Annotated in this window: 19 protein-coding genes; 6 read left to right on the top strand and 13 right to left on the bottom strand. The window is 72.9% G+C overall.

Features of this window, described 5'->3' with window-relative positions; genetic code table 11:
• Nucleotides 1–7 precede the first annotated feature (7 nt).
• A complete protein-coding gene (locus tag ACQ614_RS15640; protein ID WP_431679177.1) occupies nt 8–2,284 on the bottom strand; it encodes a serine/threonine-protein kinase in 2,277 nt (758 codons plus the stop codon).
• Between the two features lie 457 nt (nt 2,285–2,741).
• Here ACQ614_RS15640 and ACQ614_RS15645 point away from each other — a divergent pair, with 457 nt between their 5' ends.
• Entirely contained in the window at nt 2,742–3,383 is a 642-nt protein-coding gene (locus tag ACQ614_RS15645) for a TetR family transcriptional regulator (RefSeq protein ID WP_431679178.1), read from the top strand.
• Nucleotides 3,384–3,560: 177 nt separating this feature from the next.
• Here ACQ614_RS15645 and ACQ614_RS15650 read toward each other — a convergent pair whose 3' ends face one another.
• The 6 genes from ACQ614_RS15650 to ACQ614_RS15675 form a co-directional block, all read right to left on the bottom strand.
• Complete coding sequence (locus tag ACQ614_RS15650) at nt 3,561–4,505, bottom strand: beta-ketoacyl-ACP synthase III (RefSeq protein WP_363492131.1); 945 nt, start codon at nt 4,503–4,505, stop codon at nt 3,561–3,563.
• 132 nt (nt 4,506–4,637) lie between these two features.
• Nucleotides 4,638–5,573, bottom strand: a complete 936-nt coding sequence (locus ACQ614_RS15655) for a L,D-transpeptidase family protein (RefSeq protein WP_431679179.1) — start codon at nt 5,571–5,573, stop codon at nt 4,638–4,640.
• Between the two features lie 226 nt (nt 5,574–5,799).
• Nucleotides 5,800–6,963 carry an aminofutalosine synthase MqnE gene (gene mqnE / locus ACQ614_RS15660; RefSeq protein ID WP_431679180.1) on the bottom strand — a complete coding sequence of 388 codons (1,164 nt, stop codon included), beginning with the start codon at nt 6,961–6,963 and terminating at the stop codon, nt 5,800–5,802.
• A gap of 122 nt (nt 6,964–7,085) precedes the next feature.
• Nucleotides 7,086–8,048 carry a threonine ammonia-lyase gene (locus tag ACQ614_RS15665; protein ID WP_431679181.1) on the bottom strand — a complete coding sequence of 321 codons (963 nt, stop codon included), beginning with the start codon at nt 8,046–8,048 and terminating at the stop codon, nt 7,086–7,088.
• Between the two features lie 58 nt (nt 8,049–8,106).
• Nucleotides 8,107–8,568 (bottom strand): Lrp/AsnC family transcriptional regulator, encoded by a 462-nt coding sequence (locus tag ACQ614_RS15670; RefSeq protein WP_363492127.1) that lies wholly within the window; start codon nt 8,566–8,568, stop codon nt 8,107–8,109.
• 120 nt (nt 8,569–8,688) lie between these two features.
• On the bottom strand, nt 8,689–9,330 hold the full coding sequence (locus ACQ614_RS15675; RefSeq protein WP_363492125.1) for a UbiX family flavin prenyltransferase: 642 nt from the start codon (nt 9,328–9,330) through the stop codon (nt 8,689–8,691).
• Nucleotides 9,331–9,427: 97 nt separating this feature from the next.
• Here ACQ614_RS15675 and ACQ614_RS15680 point away from each other — a divergent pair, with 97 nt between their 5' ends.
• Nucleotides 9,428–10,168, top strand: a complete 741-nt coding sequence (locus ACQ614_RS15680) for a cyclase family protein (RefSeq protein WP_431679182.1) — start codon at nt 9,428–9,430, stop codon at nt 10,166–10,168.
• A gap of 52 nt (nt 10,169–10,220) precedes the next feature.
• Nucleotides 10,221–10,937 (top strand): MOSC domain-containing protein, encoded by a 717-nt coding sequence (locus tag ACQ614_RS15685; RefSeq protein WP_431679184.1) that lies wholly within the window; start codon nt 10,221–10,223, stop codon nt 10,935–10,937.
• Between the two features lie 28 nt (nt 10,938–10,965).
• On the opposite strand, the gene ACQ614_RS15690 is transcribed toward ACQ614_RS15685, so the two are convergent.
• Nucleotides 10,966–11,349 carry a VOC family protein gene (locus ACQ614_RS15690; RefSeq protein ID WP_431679185.1) on the bottom strand — a complete coding sequence of 128 codons (384 nt, stop codon included), beginning with the start codon at nt 11,347–11,349 and terminating at the stop codon, nt 10,966–10,968.
• A 260-nt stretch (nt 11,350–11,609) separates the two neighbouring features.
• On the opposite strand from ACQ614_RS15690, the gene ACQ614_RS15695 reads away from it, so the two are divergent.
• A complete protein-coding gene (locus tag ACQ614_RS15695; protein WP_431679187.1) occupies nt 11,610–12,569 on the top strand; it encodes a HEAT repeat domain-containing protein in 960 nt (319 codons plus the stop codon).
• Between the two features lie 20 nt (nt 12,570–12,589).
• On the opposite strand, the gene mqnP is transcribed toward ACQ614_RS15695, so the two are convergent.
• Nucleotides 12,590–13,489 carry a menaquinone biosynthesis prenyltransferase MqnP gene (gene mqnP, locus ACQ614_RS15700; protein ID WP_431679188.1) on the bottom strand — a complete coding sequence of 300 codons (900 nt, stop codon included), beginning with the start codon at nt 13,487–13,489 and terminating at the stop codon, nt 12,590–12,592.
• Nucleotides 13,486–14,943 (bottom strand): menaquinone biosynthesis decarboxylase, encoded by a 1,458-nt coding sequence (locus ACQ614_RS15705; RefSeq protein ID WP_431679189.1) that lies wholly within the window; start codon nt 14,941–14,943, stop codon nt 13,486–13,488. Before ACQ614_RS15705 ends, mqnP begins: the two co-directional genes overlap by 4 nt.
• On the opposite strand from ACQ614_RS15705, the gene ACQ614_RS15710 reads away from it, so the two are divergent.
• Nucleotides 14,937–16,520: an acyl-CoA carboxylase subunit beta gene (locus ACQ614_RS15710; RefSeq protein WP_431679190.1), complete on the top strand. Its 1,584-nt coding sequence runs from the start codon at nt 14,937–14,939 to the stop codon at nt 16,518–16,520. The two genes, ACQ614_RS15705 and ACQ614_RS15710, sit on opposite strands and share 7 nt — an antisense overlap.
• 58 nt (nt 16,521–16,578) lie before the next feature.
• Entirely contained in the window at nt 16,579–16,788 is a 210-nt protein-coding gene (locus ACQ614_RS15715; protein WP_363492117.1) for an acyl-CoA carboxylase subunit epsilon, read from the top strand.
• Between the two features lie 65 nt (nt 16,789–16,853).
• Here ACQ614_RS15715 and ACQ614_RS15720 read toward each other — a convergent pair whose 3' ends face one another.
• From ACQ614_RS15720 to resB, 3 genes are all read right to left on the bottom strand, one after another.
• Nucleotides 16,854–17,258 carry a hypothetical protein gene (locus tag ACQ614_RS15720; RefSeq protein ID WP_363492115.1) on the bottom strand — a complete coding sequence of 135 codons (405 nt, stop codon included), beginning with the start codon at nt 17,256–17,258 and terminating at the stop codon, nt 16,854–16,856.
• 135 nt (nt 17,259–17,393) lie between these two features.
• Nucleotides 17,394–18,530: a c-type cytochrome biogenesis protein CcsB gene (ccsB, locus tag ACQ614_RS15725; protein WP_431679191.1), complete on the bottom strand. Its 1,137-nt coding sequence runs from the start codon at nt 18,528–18,530 to the stop codon at nt 17,394–17,396.
• 3 nt (nt 18,531–18,533) lie between these two features.
• Nucleotides 18,534–20,285, bottom strand: coding sequence for a cytochrome c biogenesis protein ResB (gene resB, locus ACQ614_RS15730; RefSeq protein WP_431679192.1), 1,752 nt, complete (start codon nt 20,283–20,285; stop codon nt 18,534–18,536).
• Between the last annotated feature and the right edge of the window lie 2 nt (nt 20,286–20,287).

A 20,287-nucleotide genomic window follows, 5' to 3' on the forward strand; every position in this document is an offset into this window, starting at 1 on the left:
CCGGCTCCTACTGCGGCACCGCGGTGCCGTAGTAGGAGTCCAGCGCGTACACGCAGCGGTCCTTGCTGCCCGCGAACACCCGCCCGGCGACGGCCACCGGCGAGCCGGTGAGCTCGCCCTTGGTGCCGAGCTCCCAGCGGAGCCGCCCGGTCACCAGGTCGATGGTGTGCAGGGAGTGGTCCCGGCTGCCGACGTGCACCAGGCCGTCGGCGACCGCCGGCGAGCCGACGATCTCGCCGCGGGCGGCGTAGCGCCAGCGCTCCCGCCCGGTGGCGGTGTCGAAGGCGTACAGGGTCTCCCCCGAGCCGAGCAGCACCGCGGTGTCCGCGACGACGGCCGGCTCGGCGCCCTGCCGGCTGCCCGTCCGCCCGCGCCAGCGCTCCCGCCCGGTGGCCAGGTCGACGGCGTACAGCGTGCCGAGGTAGTCGGCGACGTACACGGCGGAGGCGTCCGGTGCGGGCGGGGTGAAGAGCACCACCGGCGCGTCGAAGCGCCAGCGCTCGGCACCGGTGGCGGCGTCCAGCGCGTGCACCCGGGGCCCGGCGGTGACGTACAGCACGCCGCCGCGCTCGACCGGGCGGGAGGGCACGTCCTCTCCGACCGGGAACGACCAGCGCAGCCCGCCGCCGCGCGGGTCCACGCAGCGCAGCCGGCCGCCGCCGTAGTAGTAGGCGGAGCCGCCGATCAGGGCCGGGCCGGACTGCGGGTTCTCGTAGTCCTGCTGGGCGTCGTCGGCGCGCCACAGTTCGGCGCCGTTGGCGGCCGAACGCAGTTGCACGCCGCCGCCCCTGATGCCGCAGCAGAGCACCCCGTCGGCGGCGTCCAGCGAGTAGACCCAGCCGTCCAGGGAGTTGCGCCAGCGCTCGGTGCCGTCGGCGACGTCGACGGTGTACAGGTGCGGGCCGTCGGCGGCGTGCACCCTGCCGTCGGCCACCGCGAGCGCCCAGGCGACGTCGCGGGTCTTCCAGCGCCGCTCGCCGGAGGCGATGTCCAGCGCGTGCACCTCGAAGCTGGAGACGAACAGCGTGCCGTCGGCGACCACCGGGGTGCCCCAGACGTCGTTCGACATCCGGAACCGCCAGGGCCGCCAGCGCGGCGCGGGCGCGGGCGGCGGCACCTGGGCGCGGCGCACCCAGTCGGTGGCGGCCGGTGCGGCCGGCACCACGCCGGACTGACCGGCGGAGGACTGGTCGGCCCGCGGGCCCGGCCCTATCCGGACGGGGCCGCCGGAGAGCTGCACCTCCTCGCCGGCCGGGCGGCGGCGCGGGGCGATCCGCTCGGTGGCGGCCTCGCCGCCGAGCGAGCCGTGGCCGCTGTCCGCGGGGGGCGCCGAGGGCTGCGGCGGCAGGACGGGCGCGGGGGCGGGCGGCGGGGCGACCGGCGGGGCCACCGAGCGGCGGCCGCGCTTCTGCTCGATCAGCTGGAGGGCGCTGGGCGGCAGCCAGTCCCCGGCGTCGCCCTGCGCGTCGTCGCGGGAGAAGAGGTGCGGGGCGAGCTCGGCCTGGATCTGCGCGGGCGTCGGCCGGTGCTCGGGCGCGGGCCGCATGCAGGCCCGGACGAGCTCGATCAGCTCGACCGGCAGCCCGGAGAGGTCGGGCTGCTCGCGCAGCAGCTGGAACACCGTCTCGACCGGGTTGGCGCCGCGGTACGGGGGGTGGCCGGTGGCGCAGAAGACCAGCAGCGAGCCGAGCGAGAAGACGTCGCTGGCGCCGGTGACGCTGCGGCTGTCCCTGGCCTGCTCGGGCGACATGTAGGCGGGGGTGCCGACCGCGACGTTGGTCATGGTGAGCCGGGTGTGCGAGACGCCGGCCGCAATGCCGAAGTCGATCACCCGGGGGCCGTCCTCGACCACCAGCACGTTGGACGGCTTCAGGTCGCGGTGCACCAGCCCGGCCGCGTGGATCGACTGCAGCGCCTCGGCGATGCCGGCGACCAGCCAGCGGACGGCGTCCACCGGCAGCGGGCCGCAGTGGTTGACCAGGTCCTCCAGCGAGGGCGCGGGGACGTAGGCGGTGGCGAGCCAGGGCACCCGGGCGTCCGCGTCGGCGTCGACCACGGCGGCGGTGTAGAACCCGCCGACCGTCTTGGCGGCGGCGATCTCGCGGGCGAAGCGGACCCGGAACAGGTCGTCCTCGGCCAGCTCTGTGCGCACGGTCTTGATGGCGACCCTGCGGCCCGAGGCGGAGCGCGCCAGGTAGACCAGGCCCATTCCGCCCGCGCCGAGCCGCCCCAGCACCTCGAAGGGCCCGATCCGCCTTGGATCGTGCGCCGTCAGCTGGTCCACTGAGCTGCCACCTCCCCGTTGTGCCGTCCCCCGTCCGGGGTGCGCCCCCGATTCTCCAATGCCCGGCCCCCGGGAGCCAATCTCCCCCGCCCGCGGCGCGCGGGCGCAGTGTTCCGGACGGGCGGCGTCCGCACCGGGCGCGCACGAAGCGTGCGCCGCGAACCGCACCGCCGGGGCGCGGAGCGGCGCCCGACGGCGCCCCGGACGCGCCCTCCGCACCACCGGGGCACGCTCCGGAGGGGACGGGCGGGCGGGTACGGGAGGCCCGTCCGGCGATCACTGCCTGTCATCCGACCACCCCTCAGCAGACCGGCCGTCACGCTGTGGGGTCATCAGTGCACGGGGGGGCTACAAGGGGAGCGTTGAATATCCGTCCGAGCGCTCCATTACCACCCCGGGCGGCCTAATTGTCGCATCACCGAATCGCGCCAAGATCGTGCCGCGGTAAGCTGACGGCATGACAGGACAAGTTCGCACCGTCGACGGTCGCGTCGCCGGGCGACGCGGACAGGAGACGCGGCAGAAGCTGCTCGACTGCCTCCGCGAGATGCTCAGCACGTCGCCTTACCGGGACGTCAAGGTCATCGACGTCGCCCGTATGGCGGGTACCTCCCCCGCGACCTTCTACCAGTACTTCCCGGATGTCGAGGGCGCAGTCCTCGAGATCGCAGAGGAAATGGCCGAGGACAGCGGCGGGCTCAAAGAGCTCGTCGAAGGAAAGTCCTGGGCGGGAAAGACCGGTGCTGCCACTTCGGAAGAACTGGTGGACGGTTTCCTCGCCTTCTGGCGCAAGAACGATGCCATTCTTCGCGTGGTGACTCTCGGTGCTGCCGAAGGGGACAAACGGTTCTTCAAGATCCGCATGAAGGTCCTCAACTCGGTGGTCGGACCGCTGACCGAAGCGGTACGGGCGAACCAGGGCAAGACCGACAAGACGGTCGACCCGGCCGCGGTGGCCGGCTCGCTGGTCTCCCTGCTCGCCTCCGCGGCGGAGCACCAGAAGGCCTTCACCTCCTGGGGCGTGAAGGTGAAGGACCTCAAGCCCAACCTCGCGCTCCAGGTCTACCTGGGTGTCGTGGGCAGGAAGCCGCCCAAGTAGTACGGCTCCACCACCACCGTCCACATCGCACGTGCGCCCCGGCCTCCTGTCCGGGGCGTGGCGGGCGGCGGCCGTGTCCTCGGGGGAGGTTCGCCGACGCACCGTGACGTGCCCGAGCAGCAGTGGGGCGCCGGAATCCTCGGATTCCGGCGCCCCACTGCGCTGTCCTGTCAGGCCCTACGGGCAGCGCACCACCTGGCCGGCGTAGGCGAGGCCGCCGCCGAAGCCGAAGAGCAGCACCGGGTCGCCGGAGCGGAGCTCGCCGCGCTCGACCAGCTTGCTGAGCGCGAGCGGGATGGAGGCGGCCGAGGTGTTGCCGGAGTCCACCACGTCGCGGGCGATCACCGTGTCGGGGCCCGCGCCGAGCTTGGCGGCGATGGCGTCGATGATCCGCAGGTTGGCCTGGTGGGCGACGAAGCCGCGGAGCTCGGAGGGTTCGAGGCCGGCCCTGCGGCAGGTCTCCCGGGCCAGCGGGGCGATCTGCGTGGTGGCCCAGCGGAACACCGCCTGGCCCTGCTGGCTGATGGTCGGGTCCCAGCCGGTGATGACCACCGCGTCGCCCTTCTCGGGCTCCGAGCCCCACACCACCGGGCCGATGCCCGCCTGCTCGTCCGGGACGGCCTCCACGACCGCCGCGCCGGCGCCGTCGCCGAAGATCACACAGGTGGAGCGGTCCGTCCAGTCGATGGTGTCGGACATCCGCTCGGCGCCGATCACCAGCGCGCGGGTGGCGGCGCCGGCCCGGATCGCGTGGTCCGCGGTGGCCAGCGCGTAGGAGAAGCCGGAGCAGACGGTGTTGATGTCGTACGCCGCGGGGGCGGTGACCCCGAGCCGGGCGGCGACCGCCGCGGCCGTGTTGGGGCTGCGCTCGATCGCGGTGCAGGTGGCGACCACGACGAGGTCCACCTCGTGGGCCTGCCGGCCACTGGCCGCGAGCGCCTTCTGGGCCGCCTCGGTGGCGAGGTCGACCAGCGTCTCGTCGACCGCGATGTGCCTGGTGCGGATGCCCACCCGGGAGCGGATCCACTCGTCGTCGGTGTCGACCAGCTTCGCCAGGTCGTCGTTGGTGAGGACCTTGGGCGGCTGGTAGTGGCCGAGCGACACGATGCGGGAGGCGGTCATACATCAACTCAACCGGGTTACCGACGGGTCGCCCGGTGACGCACCGGCACAGTATCCGGGTGATTTGGCTGTAGAAGGGTGACAACTCCCCGCAATCCGTACGGGCCGGGCCGCACGGTCGCCTCGTCTGGGTCAGGTGGCCAGCGTGGCCGCGTCGCCCATCGCGATCACCGGGTGGGCCGCCGGGTCGAGGGCGCGGATCAGTTCGATCATGTTCGCCTCGGGCAGCGAGATGCAGGCGTGGGTGGGGCCGCCGTGGTCGACGTGCAGCCAGACGCCGCCGCCCTTGGCCTTGCCCTCCGGGGAGGCGGTGTCGAGCGGGGAGCGCCCGGCCACCCGGTTGTAGTTGATCGCCACCACGTAGTCGAAGGAGCCCGCCAGCGGTTCGCCGTTGAAGCCCTTGCCGCCGACCACGAAGCCCGGGTCCTTGTCGTAGGGCAGCTTGCTGCCCGGGTCGGCCTTGCGACCGCCGGCGTCGGTGAGCCCGAAGACGCCGATCGGGCTGTGCAGGTCGCCGGCCCGCTTCTGCTCGGCCCAGCCCTTGTAGCCGTTGTGGCCGGCCCAGGCCTGGCCGGGCTTCCAGCGGCCGTCCACGGTGCGCGTCCAGAGCGTGACGGTGGTGTCGGCGGCGTCCTTGCCCTTGCCGGAGGCCACCACGACCTGGGTGGTCTCGGCGGGGATCTTCGCCAGGAAGGACGGGCCGAGGCCCGGGATGACGGCCACGGTGCCGTCGGTGCGGTCGGAGCGGTCCGCGGCGGCCGGGCCCTCGGTGTGCCCGCCGGCCGACATCGGGGCGATGTCGGCCCGCGCCACGTCGGCCTCGGGGCGCTCGGGTGCGCCGGCGCTGGTGAACGAGGGGAGGGCCCGGCCCTGGCCGACGGTGAACCAGCCCGCTGCGGCGGCCAGCAGCACCGCCGTACCGCCCATCAGCGCCTTGCCGCCGCGGCGCTTCGGCTTGGCCTTGCGCCGGTGTCCGCGCGGCCGTGGTGCCTGTCCGTCCGCACTGCTGCGGGGGCCCGGCACGTCGGCCGGGCGGTGGTGGACGGAGGCGCGATGGGAACCGGACATGGGGACGATCCTCCCAAAGTCCCGGGCGGAGGCGAAACCCGGGGCGTGTGGTGAGCCTGTGAGCATACGCGGTCCGCGGGGTGGCAGGGGCGTGCCAGTGCCGATCGGACAAAGCGCGCAGGGGCGTTGCCGAGGGCGGGGCGTGCGGGTGCCGGACACGCGCCGGGGCCCGCCGGCTGCATGCCGACGGGCCCCGGGACGGCGGCCGCGACGGGCCGACGGGGTGTCAGAGGCGCATGGCCTGCGGGGTCTCCCGGCGGGTCAGGTCCGGGCCGTCGTACTCGCGGATGACCTCGTAGCGGGTGTTGCGCTCGACCGGGCGGAAGCCGGCGTCGCGGATCAGTTCGAGCAGGTCGTCACGGCCGAGCTTGTTCGGCGTGCCGAAGTTGTCCGCGTCGTGGGTGATCTTGTACTCGACGACCGAGCCGTCCATGTCGTCCGCGCCGTGGCTGAGCGCCAGCTGCGCGGTGGTGACGCCGTGCATCACCCAGAAGACCTTGACGTGCTGAACGTTGTCGAACAGCAGTCGGGAGACCGCGAAGGTCTTCAGCGCCTCGGCGCCGGTCGCCATCTCGGTGCGGTCCATCAGCCGGTTGCGGACGACGCCGTCCTTGGAGTCGTGGAAGTCGTGCTGGTAGCGCAGCGGGATGAAGACCTGGAAGCCGCCGGTCTCGTCCTGCAGCTCGCGCAGGCGCAGCACGTGGTCCACCCGGTGGCGCGGCTCCTCGATGTGGCCGTAGAGCATGGTGCACGGGGTCTTGAGGCCCTTCTCGTGCGCCAGGCGGTGGATCCGCGACCAGTCCTCCCAGTGGGTGGCGTGGTCGACGATGTGCTGGCGGACCTCCCAGTCGAAGATCTCCGCGCCGCCGCCGGTGAGGGACTCCAGGCCGGCGTCGATCAGCTCGTCGAGGATCTCGCTCGCCGACAGGCCGCTGATCTTCTCGAACCAGTGGATCTCGGTGGCGGTGAAGGCCTTCAGCGAGACGTTCGGCAGCGCCTGCTTCAACTCGCGCAGGGAGCGCGGGTAGTAGCGCCAGGGCAGGGTCGGGTGCAGGCCGTTGACGATGTGCAGCTCGGTGAGGGACTCCGACTCCATGGCCTTGGCCAGGCGGACGGCCTCCTCGATCCGCATGGTGTACGCGTCCTTCTCGCCCGGCTTGCGCTGGAAGGAGCAGTACGCGCAGGAGGCGCTGCACACGTTGGTCATGTTGAGGTGGCGGTTGACGTTGAAGTGGACGACGTCGCCGTTCTTCCGCGTCCGCACGTGGTGGGCCAGGCCGCCCAGCCAGGCGAGGTCGTCGCTCTCGTAGAGTGCGATGCCGTCCTCGCGGGTCAGCCGCTCGCCCGCGTAGACCTTCGCCTCCAGCTCGCGCTTGAGCCCTGCGTCCATGCGGTGCCCCCGCCTCTCGTACCTGCCGAAACAATGCCGGAACCGAGACTACGCCTCGGTATGTGCGAGCCGCCCACAGGGGCGCGGCAACCGCGCGGCGCAGTTCCCGCGCCCCCGGGCCGCTAGCTCGCGAGCAGTTCGGCCAGCAGCTTGGGCTCGATGTTGCCGCCGCTGACCACTGCGGCCGCGGCCCGGCCGCCGATCTCGGTGGCCCGGTGGAACCAGCCGGCGACGGAGACCGCCCCGGACGGCTCGGCGACCAGCCGGCCGCGGCGGGCCAGCACGGCGACGGTGTCGCGGATCTCGTCCTCGGTGACGGTGACGATGTCGTCCACGTACGTGGTCAGGTGCTCGAAGGGCAGCACGCCGACCGAGGGGGTGCGCAGGCCGTCCGCGACGGTGCGGTAGGTGTCGGCGACCGGCCAGGCGATCCGCTCGCCGGCCCGCAGGCTGGCCTGTGCGTCGGCGGCCAGCTCCGGTTCGACGCCGACGACCCGGATGCCGGGGCGGGTGAGCTTGAGCGCGGCCGCGGTGCCGGAGATCAGGCCGCCGCCGCTGACCGGCACCAGCACGGTGTCCAGCTCCTCGGGGGCGTCCTCGGCGATCTCCAGGCCGACGGTGCCCTGCCCGGCGATGATGTACCGGTCGTCGTACGGGGGCACCCACACGTAGCCGTGCTCGGCGACCAGCTCGGCGGGCACGGTGTCGCGCCGGTCGGGCGCGACCAGCATCACCTCGGAGCCGAAGCCCCGGGTGTTCTCGACCTTCACGGCCGGGGAGGTGTCCGGCATCACGATGACGGCCCGGATGCCGAGCAGGGCGGCGGCGTAGGCCACCGCCTGTGCGTGGTTGCCGCTGGACTGGGCGACCACGCCGCGGGCGCGCTCCTCGGCGGTGAGCGCGGCGAGCCGGTTGTAGGCGCCGCGGATCTTGAAGGCGCCGGTCGGCTGGAGGCTCTCCGGCTTGAGCCAGAGCCGGCGGTCGCCGTCCGCCGCCCACGGGCAGGGCAGCAGCGGGGTGCGCACGGCGACCCCGGCGATCCGCTGCTGCGCGGCGCGCAGCTCCTCCAGTCCGACCAGCGTCATTCCGTCACTCCCGTGTCCGTCGTTGCTGCGGTGCGTTCGGCGGGCTGCGCCCGCCGGGTCACTCGGCGGTGCCCAGCGGCAGGTCGCTGACCCTGCTCTCCCACTTGGTGGACAGTACGACGGTGGTACGGGTGCGGGCCACGCCCTTGGTGCCGGAGATCCGCTTGACGACCGATTCCAGCCCCTCCACGTCCGGGACGCGCACCTTCAGCATGTACGAGTCGTCGCCGGCGATGAACCAGCAGTCCTCGACCTCGGAGAGGTCCTTGAGGCGGTGCGCGACGTCCTCGTGGTCGGCGGCGTCGGTGAGCTGAAGGCCGATCAGCGCGGTGACGCCGAAGCCCAGCGACGCCGGGTTGACGGTGGCGCGGTAGCCGGTGATCACACCGGCCTGCTCCAGCCGGTTGATGCGGTCGGTCACGCTCGGGCCCGACAGGCCGACCAGTCGGCCGAGTTCGGCGTACGAGGCGCGGCCGTTCTCGCGCAGTGCCTGGATGAGCTGTCTGTCCACTGTGTCCATATACCTGCCAGCGCCCTTCCGAACCTCACCGTACCGAGAGATCATTATCCGGATTCGAAGGCGGCGTGCGCGAGTCAACCCGGATATCGCAAAGAACATACTCTCCCGGTCCGCACGGTCTCACTCTGCCTTGGCCGCAGCTCCGAGCTCGCCCTCCCAGCGGCGGTAGAGCGTGTGCGGCACACCGACCGCGTCCAGCACCCTCCCCGCGACGAAGTCGACCAGTTCCCGGGCCGTGGAGCCGCCCGCGTAGAAGCCGGGCGAGGCAGGGAGCACCACCGCGCCCTGGGCGTCCAGCTCCACCAGGTGCTTCAACGTCACCCCATTGAGCGGTGTCTCGCGCAGGCACACCACCAGCGGGCGGCGTTCCTTGAGGGTGACGCTCGCGGCCCGCTGGAGGAGGTCCTTGCTGAGCCCGAGCGCGATCCCGGCCACCGCCCCGGTGGTCGCCGGGACGACCAGCATGCCCTTGGCGGGGTACGAGCCGGAGGACGGGCCGGCCGCGAAGTCCCCTGCCGACCAGTGGCGGACGCCGTCGAGGTCGCCGGTGCCGATCCACCGCTCCAGGTCCTCGCGCCAGTGCGCGTCGCGGAAGGAGATGCCGGTCTCGTCCAGGATGGTCAGCCGGGCGGCCCGGGAGACCACCAGGTCGACCGCTTCCCCCGCCGCCAGCAGCGCCCGGATAACCGACGCCGCGTACGGCGTGCCCGACGCGCCGGACACCCCGACCACCCACGGCCTGCGTACCTGCTGATCGCTCATACCCCCGACCTTAGGCCGTTGCTCCGCCGGGCCCGCCCGGCCCGTCCCTGGCGGACACGGCTGCGGCGAGGGGGCCGGGCGGGGCAGGATGGACGGCATGGCGCCGACGCTGATCGACCTCACCCATCCGCTCACCACCGGGATGCCGGTCTACCCCGGCGATCCGGAGGTGGAGCTGCGGCCCGCCCTGACCACGGACACCTCCGGGGTCAACGTGCTGGCGCTGCACCTGGGTTCGCAGGCCGGGACGCACGTCGACGCCCCGTACCACGTGGACGTCACCTGGCCGACCCTGGACGGACTGCCGCTGGAGCTGTTCACCGGCCCGGCGGTGGTCGCGGACCTGCGCGGCCTGGAGCCGCGGACGGCGGTGACGGCCGATCAGCTCGCCCCCGCCCTCGCGGAGTGCACGCCGGGCGCCGTGCTGCTGCTGGCGACCGGCTGGCCCCGGTACTGGGGCACCGACCGGTACCTGGCCCACCCGTACCTGACCCGGGAGGCCGCGGAGGCGATCGTCGCGGCGGGGGTGCGCACGGTCGGCGTGGACGCGCTGTCGGTGGACCGTACCCCGGAGCCCGGGCCGGCCGACCCCGCGGTGGCGGCCCTCCTCGCGGAGCTGGCGGACGAGCACGACCCGGCGCAGGAGGAGCCGACGCTGGCCGCGCACCGGGTGCTGCTGGGCCGGCCGGACGGCGGGGTGATCGCCGAGAACCTCACCGACCTGACGCCGCTGCTGGCGGCCCGGGAGGCGGGGGCGGCGGTGGAGGTGTCGCTCTTCCCGCTGCGGCTGGCGGCGGCGGACGGCGCCCCGGTGCGGGCGGTCGCCCGGGTCGGCTGACGGACCGCCAATAGGTCTAGACCACGATCCGGCCGCCGGATAGGCTCCCGCCATGGCAGAGATCTCCGGTGTCGTGGAGCGCATCTGGCGCTACCCGGTGAAGTCCACCGGCGGCGAACTCCTCGACGCCGTCGAGGTGGACGGGCGCGGCCTCGCCGGCGACCGGCTCTACGCCGTCCGCGACGGCGCCGGCCGGTTCGGCTCCGGCAAGAACACCCGCCGCTTCCGCCGGATGGACGGCCTGCTGCGGCTCTCCTCCCGGCTCGGCCAGCGGATCGACGCCCCGGAGCTCCTCGACCCGCTCGGCGGCCCCGTCGAGGACCCGGACGCCTTCCTGCAGGCCTACCTCGAACGCCCGGACGTCACCCTCGCCCGGGAGGACGCCGTCTCGCACTTCGACCAGCTGCCGGTCTCGGTGCTCACCACCGCCACCCTCGACTGGGTGCGCGCCGCGGCCCCGGCCGCCGCCGTCGACGAGCGCCGCTTCCGCCCCAACGTCCTGCTCCGCACCCCGCCGGGCACCCCGCCCTTCGTCGAGGACACCTGGTTCGGCCGCGAGGGCCGCTTCGGCGACGGCGTACGGCTGGCCTTCGTCCGCTCCAGCGAGCGCTGCGTGATGGTCGGCGCTCCCCAGCCCGGGCTGCCGCACGCTCCGGAGATCCTGCGGGCGGTCGCCCGCGGCCACGACAACCGGCTGGACGCACTGGCCGCCGTCGCCCGCCCCGGCCGGCTGCAGGTCGGCGACCCGCTGGTGCTGTCGGCCGGCTGACGTCCCTGCCGGCGGGACCCGCGGCCGCTCAGGCCGCGCCGCCAGGCGGGCCGACCAGGCAGAACGGGTGGCCCGCCGGGTCCACGTACACCCGCCAGCCCGACTCGGAGGCCTTCAGCACCGCGCCCAGCGCCACCACCTTCTCCTCCGCCGCGTCGAGGTCCTCGACGTCGATGTCCAGGTGCAGCTGCTGCGGATGGGCCGGGTCGGGCCACATCGGCGGCCGGAAGTCGTCGACCCGCTGGAAGCCCAGCACCATGCCGTCCGGGGTGTGCACGGTCGACCATTCGGCGTCCAGCGACCAGCGGGGGTCCGGGCGGTCGATCTCGCCGCCCAGCACGGCGGCGTAGAAGTGCGCCAGCCCGGCCGGGTAGTGGCAGTCGAGCACCACGCACTGCAGCTTGCCGATCATCGGTGACCACTCCTCGGGGGTTGCGACGGCTCGTGCACCTTCCATGATCCCGCGACCGGGCCGCGCGGGGCGGCCGACTCCGGCTACCGGGTGGCGGGCCCGGCGGCCGCCGGGCGGGGTGGCGGTTCGGTCCGGCGCGGTGCCGTCGCCGCTGCTCCGAACGGGGGCCGACGGTCCGTCAGGTGGCGTAATGCTGCGGCAACCCGGCCGCCATCGGCCCGGCCCTCGTGGAGGGCCTGGAGCCCCCGCCGGGGGAGACCGTGCTGATCGGCGAGGTCCACCCGATGGCGGTCGGACGCACCGGCGGCACCGCCGCACCGGCCCGCGAGGAGGCCGCCGTCACGGCACCGGCCTCGCCCCGGCTGCTCGAACTGCTCCGGCTCGCCGAGGAGCAGCCGGCGCTGGACCGGCTGGCGCCCTACCTCGCGGACGGGGCACCGGAGGTGCGGCGCACCGCGGTGTCCGTGCTCACCGAGTCCGCACCGGCCGGCACCGGCGCGGCACTCGCCGCCGCCCTGGGCGACCCCGACGCCGAAGTGCGGTCGGCGGCCGTGGCCGGCCTGCGGGAACTGGTGGAGGTACTGGACGGCTCGATCGGCCCCGCCCTGGGCGCGGCTGCCGGCTCGCCCGACCCGGTGGTGCGGGCGGGAGTGCTGGAACTCGCCAGGGTGCTGCGGACCGGCACGGCAGGGCTCTTCGCCGCGGGGCTGGCCGACCCGGCGGTGCCGGTGCGGCTGCAGGCGGTGCACGGCCTGGTCTCGCTGCGGGACGCCGGTCTGCTCGCCGCGGCCGCCGGGGACACCGCCCGGGAGATCCGGGTGGCCGTCGGCGAGGGGCTCGGCACGGTCGGCGACCCGGCTGCGGAGGCGGACCTGCTGCGGCTTGCGGGCGACGCCGACCCGCTGGTCCGGGCGGCCGCCTTCGAAGGGGCGGCCGGAGTCGGCTGCCCGCCGGCGCTGGCCGCGCTCGCGGCAGTGCCGGACGACGCCTGGCAGGTCCGCAAGGGCGCGGCGAGGGCGCTCGGCGCGGCGGGGGCCCTGGAGCCGCTGCTGGCGCTGCTGGCCGACTCCCACATGGACGTCCGCAAGGCCGCCGTCCGTGCCCTGGCGCCCCACGCAGCGGCCGCCCCCGTCCGCACCGCCCTCCGCGACCGCCTCGCCGACCCCGACGCCGACGTCCGCGCCTACGCCCGCCTGGCCCTCAAGCGGCCCGGAGGCTGAGGGCCCGATCAGCCGGCCGCTCAGATCGTGAGGCCCCGGAGGACCAGGTCGAGGAGGGCGAAGGCGAAGAGGGAGATGCCGACGAAGCCGTTGGTGGTGAAGAAGGCGCGGTTGAGGCGCGAGAGGTCGCCTGGCTTGACGATGGAGTGCTCGTAGAGGAAGGCGCCGGCGACGACCAGCAGGCCCACCCAGAAGGCGGGGCCGGCGTCGGTGAGGACGGCGTACCAGGTGAGCAGGCCCGCGGTGAGCACGTGGCAGACCCGGGCCCCGTACAGGGCGGCCGGCACCCCGAACCGGGCCGGCACCGACCGGACGCCGTCGGCGCGGTCGGCGGCGACGTCCTGGCAGGCGAAGATCAGGTCGAAGCCGCCGATCCAGATGCCGACGGCGAGGCCGAGGACGACGGCGTCCCAGGACCAGGTGCCGGTGACGGCCAGCCAGGCGCCGATCGGGCCGGCGGCCTGGGCGAGGCCGAGGATGGCGTGCGGGAAGTCGGTGAACCGCTTGCCGTACGGGTAGACGACCATCGGGACGACGGCGACCGGGGCGAGCGCCAGGCACAGCGGGTTGAGCAGGGCGGCGGCACCGAGGAAGACCACCAGTGCGACACCGGAGCCCACGTACGCGGTGCGCAGCGAGACGGCGCCGGTGACCAGCTCGCGGCCGGCCGTTCGCGGGTTCCGGGCGTCGATCTCGCGGTCGATGATGCGGTTGGCGGCCATCGCGAAGGTCCGCAGACCGACCATGCAGACGGTGACGATGAACAGTTCGCCCCAGTGCACCCGGCTGTCCGCCAGGAACATCGCGGTGAGTGCGGCGATGTAGGCGAACGGCAGGGCGAACACCGAGTGCTCGATCATCACCAGCCGCAGGAAGGACTTGACCTTGCCGGGCGGGACCTCGAACGCGGCCGTGGTCACAGGCCGTACTCCTTCCAGCGCTTGGTCACCAGGGCGGCGGTCTCCGGGTCGGAGGAGACCATCTCGGGCCACCCGCCGTCGCGGGTGTAGCCCTCCTCGGGCAGCTTGCGGGTGGCGTCGATGCCGGCCTTGCCGCCCCAGAACTGCTGGTAGGAGGCGTGGTCGAGGTGGTCGACCGGGCCTTCGACGACGGTCAGGTCGCGGCTGTAGTCGGTGTTGCCGAGCGCCCGCCAGGCGACCTCCTGGTAGTCGTGCACGTCGCAGTCGGCGTCCACCACGATGATCAGCTTGGTGAGCGACATCATGTGGGCGCCCCAGATGGCGTGCATGACCTTCTGGGCGTGCTTGGGGTACTTCTTGTCGATCGAGACGATCACGCAGTTGTGGAAGCCGCCGGCCTCGGGCAGGTCGTAGTCGACGATGTCCGGGATGATCACCTTCAGCAGCGGCAGGAAGAACCGCTCGGTGAACTTGCCGAGCGGCCCGTCCTCGGTGGGCGGCCGGCCGACGACGATCGACTGCAGGATCGGGCGGCGGCGCATGGTGACGCAGTCGATGGTCAGCGCCGGGAAGGGCTCCTGCGGGGTGTAGAAGCCGGTGTGGTCGCCGAACGGGCCCTCCGGCAGCATCTCGCCGGGCTCCAGCCAGCCCTCCAGGACGACCTCGGCGTCGGCCGGCACCTGCAGCGGGACGGTCTTGCAGTCGACCATCTTCACCCGCTCGCCGGCGACGAAGCCGGCGAAGAGGTACTCGTCGATGTCGCCGGGCAGCGGCGCGGTCGCCGCGTAGGTCACCGCGGGCGGGCAGCCGAAGGCGATCGCGACGGGCAGCCGCTCGCCGCGCTTGGCGGCGACGGCCGCGTGGTTGCGGCTGTCCTTGTGGATCTGCCAGTGCATGCCGATGGTGCGCCGGTCGTGGCGCTGCAGGCGGTAGAGGCCCAGGTTGCGGATGCCGGTGTCCGGGTCCTTGGTGTGGGTCAGGCCCAGGTTGAAGAAGGAGCCGCCGTCCAGCGGCCAGGTGAAGAGGGCGGGCAGCTGGTCCAGGTCGACGTCGTCGCCGGTGAGGACGACCTCCTGCACCGGCGCGTCGCCGGACTTCACGTGCTTCGGCGGCACGTGCGCCATGGAGGCGAGCTTGCCGAAGGCGTCCCGGAAGCCGGTGAAGCCCTGCGGCAGCTCGGGCCTGAGCAGGCCGGCGATCTTCTCCGCGATGTCGTCGGGGGACTTCAGGCCGAGGGACTTGGCGAGGCGGCGCTCGGTGCCGAAGACGTTCATGGCCAGCGGCATCGAGGAGCCCTTGACGTTCTCGAAGAGCAGCGCCGGGCCCTTGGCCTTCTGGACCCGGTCGACGATCTCCCCGATCTCCAGGTACGGGTCCACCTCGGTCTTGATCCGCTTGAGGTCGCCCTCTCGCTCCAGGGCGCGGAGGAATGAGCGGAGATCGTCGTATGCCATGCCTGTCAGTATCCGGTACCGGTTACCCTGGCCCCGCCAAGAGGGGGGCTGAGCTGCACGAGCTCCGGGAGCAGGTCCGGCGGGGTCCGAGCGAGAAGGCGACCGAGGCGCAGCACGCGAAGGGCAAGCTGACGGCGCGGGAGCGGATCGAGCTGCTGCTGGACGAGGGCTCGTTCCGTGAGGTGGAGCCGTTGCGGCGGCACCGTGCGCAGGGTTTCGGGCTGGAGGCGAAGAAGCCGCACACCGACGGTGTGGTGGTCGGCTGGGGGACGGTGCACGGGCGGACGGTGTTCGTCTACGCGCACGACTTCCGGATCTTCGGTGGTGCGCTGGGTGAGGCCCATGCGCAGAAGATCCACAAGATCATGGACATGGCGATCGCGGCGGGTGCGCCGCTGGTGTCGCTGAACGACGGCGCCGGCGCCCGGATCCAGGAGGGCGTCACCGCGCTGGCCGGCTACGGCGGCATCTTCCAGCGCAACACCAGGGCCTCGGGGGTGATCCCGCAGATCTCGGTGATGCTCGGCCCGTGCGCGGGCGGTGCGGCGTACTCGCCGGCCCTGACGGACTTCGTGTTCATGGTCCGCGAGACCTCGCAGATGTTCATCACCGGCCCGGACGTGGTGCAGGCGGTCACCGGCGAGAAGATCACCCAGAACGGGCTGGGCGGTGCCGACGTGCACTCCGCGGTCTCCGGCGTGTCGCACTTCGTCTACGACGACGAGCAGTCCTGCATCGAGGAGGTCCGCTACCTGCTGTCGCTGCTGCCGCAGAACAACCGGGAGATGCCGCCGGCGAGCGCCACCGACGACCCGGTCGAGCGCCGCAACGACTCGCTGCTGGACCTGGTGCCGGCGGACGGCAACCGGCCGTACGACATGCGCAAGGTGATCGAGGAGGTCGTCGACCACGGCGAGTACCTCGAGGTCCACGAGCGGTGGGCGACCAACGTGATCGTCGCGCTGGCCCGGATCGACGGCCACGTGGTGGGCCTGATCGCCAACCAGCCGAGTTGGCTCGCCGGTGTCCTCGACATCCGGGCCAGCGAGAAGGCCGCGCGGTTCGTGCAGATGTGCGACGCCTTCAACATCCCGATCGTCACCCTGCTCGACGTGCCCGGCTTCCTGCCCGGCGTCGACCAGGAGCACGGCGGCATCATCCGGCACGGCGCCAAGCTGCTGTACGCGTACTGCAACGCGACCGTGCCGCGGATCTCGCTGATCCTGCGCAAGGCCTACGGCGGCGCCTACATCGTGATGGACTCCCGCTCGATCGGCGCGGACCTGTCCTTCGCCTGGCCGACCAACGAGATCGCCGTGATGGGCGCCGAGGGCGCCGCCAACGTCATCTTCCGCCGCGACATCGCCGCCGCCGAGGACCCCGAGGCGATGCGCGCCCAGAAGATCAAGGAATACAAGAGCGAGCTGATGCACCCGTACTACGCGGCCGAACGCGGCCTCGTCGACGACGTCATCGACCCCGCCGAGACCCGTCAGGTCCTCGCCGCCTCGCTCGCCATGCTCCGCACCAAGCACGCCGACCTGCCCAGCCGCAAGCACGGCAACCCGCCGATGTAACCGGTTCTTACGCCGTTCGGAACCCGTCAGACTTCACCATGGGGGAGAAACAAGGACCATGAGCGCTTCCGCCGAACCCCTTGTCCGCATCGTCCGCGGCTCGCTGACCGACGAGGAGCTGGCCGCCGTCACCGCGGTGCTGCTGGCCCGTGCCGCGGCCGCCCAGCAGGCCGCGTCCGCCCCGGCGGTCGAGCCGATCGCCAGCTGGCAGCGCCTGGAGCGCCGCCCGGCGTACTACTCCCCCGTCAGCTGGCAGCAGGCCGCCTGACGAACACTTCGGGCCTCCGGCACGGGTCACACCGTGCGGGAGGCCCGGACTGCGTTGCAGGGGCGCTACGCGGCCGCCAGGGCGGCCGGACGGCCCTCGTGCATGGTGGAGAGGTGCTCGGCGAGCAGTTGCGGGTCCTGGCCGAGCCAGAGCCGCACGGCGCCGCCCAGCATGATGCAGGACGAGCCGAGCCGGACACCGGTGGTCTGGGCGATCCGGCCGACCGCCGGGCCGAGCAGGTCGGCGAGCTCGGCGGGCAGCCAGACGGTCTGCGCGCAGGGCGCGGGCGGCCGCAGCGCGGCCAGCAGGCGGTAGGCGTCCGGGGCGCAGTGCAGCGTCGGCAGGATGTCCAGCAGGCCGTCGGCGACGACCTCGGAGACGTCGCTGTGATGGCCCTGGGCGAGCCGCCGGAGCAGTGCTCTCTCCCCCGCGGTGATCCGTACGGTCAACATGACCTCGTCGCTCTCCATGGCGGCCCCTCCTCGCGGCTTTTCGGACGTCCTGGTCAACGACCGGACGGGCGATCCCTCACGGTTCTTCGGTGGAACGGCCCCGTACGGCGGCGGCCGGATGCCGACCGCCGCCCGTACGGGCCCGACGGCGGTTCAGACGCCGGCGTACGAGTGCTTGCCGGTGACGAAGATGTTGACGCCGTAGTAGTTGAACAGCCAGCAGGCGAAGGCCAACAGGGCCAGATAGGCCGCCTTTCGGCCCCTCCATCCGGCGGTCGCCCGGGCGTGCAGGTACGCGGCGTAGGCGACCCAGGTGATGAAGGACCAGGTCTCCTTCGGATCCCACTCCCAGTACTTGCCCCAGGCGGCCTCGGCCCAGATCGCGCCGGCGATGATGGTGAACGTCCACAGCGGGAAGACCAGCGCGTTGATCCGGTACGACAGCTTGTCGAGGGTCGCCGCGGCGGGCAGCCGGTCCCAGACGGAGGCCGGGGTGCCCAGCGGGCCGCCGGGCAGGCCGGCCTCCACGCGCCGCTCGTAGGAGTCCTTGCCCAGGTAGAGGACGGTGGCCACGAAGGCCGCGTACAGCGCGCCGCCGCAGATGATCGCGGTGGAGACGTGGATGCCCAGCCAGTACGAGTGCAGGGCGGGAACGAGCTGCTCGGAGTCGGTGTAGAGCACCGAGACGGCCACGCCCAGGGTCAGCAGCACGGCCAGCACCACCGGCAGGCCCAGCCAGCGGACCTGCTTGCGGGAGGCCAGCAGGCCCAGGTAGGCGAGGATCATGGTGAGGCCGAAGGCGCACGAGAACTCGTACATGTTGCCCCACGGCCAGCGCATCACCGACAGGCCGCGGGTGATCACGCCGCCGGCGTGCAGCAGGGCGCCGAGCACGGTCAGCGAGACGGCGATCCGGCCCGCCAGGTCGCCCTTCTCGCTGCTGCCCGCGGCACCCGGGCCGTCGCCCGGGGCGCCGTCGCCGCGGCCGCTGGTGACCACGGTGGCGCCGGCGTCGGCGAGCGCGGTGCGGGTGAGCGTGGTGGTGCCGCCGTCCGCGGAGGCCACCGTCACGGTGACCTTGCGGGCGGCCTTGGCGGACTCCTCCGCGGCGGCGAGGGTCTCGGCCAGACCGCCGGACTGCTCGGCCGAGCGGACGGCGATCGCGCCCTTGCTGCCGAACGTCCACTCGAAGAGGTGGGCGAACATCGCGAGGGTGTACACGGCCATCGCCGAGTAGATCAGCTTGTTGGAGAGGTCGGCCAGCTGCGGGTCGACCGAGGCGAGATTCACCGTCTACTCCTTGGAGTCCGGGTCTGCGGGGGTTGCCGGTACGGGGGTGTCGGCAGGATCGGGCCCGGCGGCGTCCGTCCCGTCGGCCGTCACGTCGTCGAGGGCCGGGGCGTCGAGCGCCGTGTCGTCGAGGGCCGGGGCGTCGTCCTGGAGCTCGACCGCGAACTCGGCGAGCTCCTCGGCCGTGCGGGCGGACTCGCTGCGGGCCAGGCCCGCCAGCTCGACCAGGGTGGTGCCGTCCGGCGAGGTGATGGCGCGGACCCAGATCCGGCGGCGCTGCACGAAGAGCGAGCCGATCAGGCCGAGGATCGCGCAGACCGCGCCGAGGAGCGCCACCGCGTTGCCCGGGCGGTGCGAGACGTTGAAGCTGGCCCACTGCTGGTAGCCGTCGAAGGTGACGGTGCCGTAGCCGTCCGGCAGCTCCCAGCCCTGGCCCGGCTTGAGGCGGACGCGGGCGATGTCGCCGTCCTGCTTCAGCTGGGTCATGTGGCTCTGGTCGAGCTGGTAGACGTTCTGCGGCAGGCCCGAGTCGGTGCCCAGGTCGCCGGCGAACGCGGTGAGCACCAGCATCGGCTCGGCAGCGTCCGGGAAGAGCGAGATCGGGCCGGTCTTCTCGAAGTTCACCGGCGCGGTCGGCAGGAAGTAGCCGTTGAAGCCGAGCTGGGTGCGCTTGCCGTCCTTCTCGCCGTAGTCGCTGACCTTGATCACGCCGGTCGAGGTGAGGTTGCTGTCCTGCGGCAGGAACGGCGTCGGGCCGGTGTAGACGACCTCGCCCTTGGCGTTCTTCACGGTGACCACCGGCGCGTAGCCGTGGCCGATCAGGAAGACCTTGGAGTCGCCGATCTCCAGCGGGTGGTTGACCTGGATGGAGCCCTTGGCCAGCTTGTCGGAGGCGGTGCCCGTCCAGTACCGGATGTGGGCGGTGAACTCGCGGGCGCTGCCGATCTGCTCGCCGCTGGTCTGGTAGCGGGCGGTGAAGCCGTCCAGCTTGAAGCCGAAGGCGTCCAGGTCGTCGGTGCCGTAGAAGGCGGAGCCGGTGAAGTCGTCGAGCTGGGTGGTGGTGTTGGAGAAGCCCTGGCCCTCGATCACCAGCTTGCCGCCCTGCCCGCTCGCCAGGCTCGCCCAGGCGAAGCCGGCCAGCAGGGCGAACAGCGAGAAGTGGAAGAGCAGGTTGCCGACCTCGCGCAGGTAGCCCTTCTCCGCGGCGACGGCGCCGCCGGCGAGGTTCGCGCGGAAGCGGCGCTTGCGCAGCAGCCGGTGCGCGGCGGCGTTGACCGCCTCGGGGTCGGCATCGGTGCGCCAGGCCGCGTACACCGGCATCCGGGTGAGGTTGCGCGGGGCGGCCGGCGGCTGGGCCCGCAGCACCCCGACGAACTGCCAGGTGCGCGGGACGATGCAGCCGGCCAGCGAGACGAACAGCAGGATGTAGATCGCCGAGAACCAGGCCGAGCTGTAGACGTCGAACAGCTGGAGCTTCTCGTAGAGCGGGGTGATGCCCTGGTGGGCGGCCTTCCAGGTCTGCACCTTGAAGGCGTTCTGGCTGTTCTGCGGGATCAGCGAGCCGGGGATCGCCGCCAGCGAGAGCAGGAAGAGCAGGATCAGCGCGACCCGCATCGAGGTCAGCTGGCGCCACGTCCAGCGGAACCAGCCGAGGACGCCGATGCCGACCGGGGCCTCCGACTCCTCGGGGGCGGTGCTGAGGCGCTCGGCGTCGAGCTCGCCGCCCTCGGCGGTCAGGGTCTTGGTGTCGCCCACGG

Origin of the sequence: Kitasatospora dryopteridis (assembly GCF_050749075.1) — a bacterium.
In the GTDB taxonomy this organism is placed as follows: Bacteria; Actinomycetota; Actinomycetes; order Streptomycetales; family Streptomycetaceae; genus Kitasatospora.